The 1,451-nt window shown below is 41.8% G+C and carries 1 protein-coding gene; it reads left to right on the top strand.

Translation table 11 applies throughout. From position 1 onward, the window contains the following. A partial coding sequence (locus ACFVSH_RS26585) for a phospholipase D-like domain-containing protein (RefSeq protein WP_387708813.1) occupies positions 1-1,301 on the top strand: 1,301 nt, incomplete at its 5' end. Between the last annotated feature and the right edge of the window lie 150 nt (positions 1,302-1,451).

The raw sequence follows: 1,451 nt of genomic DNA, 5'->3' as shown, positions 1-1,451 counted from the left end.
CAGGTGCATATATGGGTGAGAAGGAATCCACCGTGGATCGTGTCCTGCTTCTCGAAGACGGCTATGAGTCGGGACTCGCTCGGATGCGAATGATCCAGGAAGCCCAGCATTCAATCAATATTGCCTACTATGCTTTTGGAAAAGGCAAATCAACCGAACTTATTATTGGAGCCTTGATCGAAGCGGCTGACAGAGGTGTCAAAGTCCGAATTCTTTTGGATGGAATATCTCATGGACTCAGAGGTCAATTAAGCAGTGCCCGTTATGCCTTGGCCTCGCACGAAAACATTGAATTAAGATATTACGAAACAGTTAAGCCATTTAAGCCGTGGACCTGGCATAATCGCCTTCATGACAAAATCATCATTGTAGATGGGAAGTTGGGCATCATCGGTGGGAGAAATATCGCCGATAAGTATTTAGCCAGCAAGCCGCCGAGGAATTTTGTCTATGACAGGGATGTACTCATTTTCAATGCTAAAGAGGAAAAAGATAGTGTAATCGTGGAAATGAAGGTCTATATGAACGAATTATGGAACCATCCGTATACGAGCGATGTCTTTTCAAACCTTTCGAAAAGGCAAACGGAAAAAGGGAAACGTGAAAGAGATGCATTGGTGAAACAATACAGCGCAGCTTTGCAAACTGAAGCCGATTTCGTTCATCCATCCGTCGATTGGAGCAAGGCTACAACACCTACTAAAAAAGTGTCCTTCATTCATAATCCAATCGAACGTTTCAATAAATACCCTTTTGTGTGGAGATCTTTATTGGATATTGCGGCGAATGCCAATCAATCGGTAATTATTCAAAGTCCCTATATTGTTCCCGCGGATGCCTTGAAGGAATATGTACCGAAGAAGCTGGATTCAAAGGCTGATTGGACGATACTTACCAACTCTACGGCATCAACCCCGAATGCGATCGCTTTTTCCGGATACTTGGCGCGTAGGGATAGTATCGTTGAAACGGGGGCAAGGCTTTATGAATATTCAAAGCCTTATTCTTTGCATGGTAAATCGGTTGTCTATGATCAACGATTAAGTGCAGTGGGTTCCTACAATTTGGATTCTCGATCTGCCTTTTTAAATACAGAATCGATGGTGATCATCGATAGTGAAGCATTTGCAGCGCAGCTGACAGGGGCCATCGAGTCGAAAATGTCGAATAGTACACTCATTGCGGACAATAAAAAATATATAGAACTGCCTGAAGATCAGAAAAAGGAAGAGTCTTTTTTTAAAGCCACCTTTTTAAATGCCCTCTCGAAAATTACGGTATATTTGAATAGGTTCATTTAAATGATGACTAAAAGACAGCAATCTGAGTGATTGTTGTCTTTTTAACCTTTCGTGGAGTTTATCATATGAATGCATGTGTAATTTGCTATACTTGAGCAAGCTAATCACAACTATCGTAAGGAGAACAGAAACATGCAAACATTACAGCAC

The organism is Peribacillus sp. NPDC058002 (assembly GCF_042886655.1).
In the GTDB taxonomy this organism is placed as follows: domain Bacteria; phylum Bacillota; class Bacilli; order Bacillales; family DSM-1321; genus Peribacillus; species Peribacillus aracenensis.
This window is presented reverse-complemented; position numbering and strand designations above follow the sequence as displayed.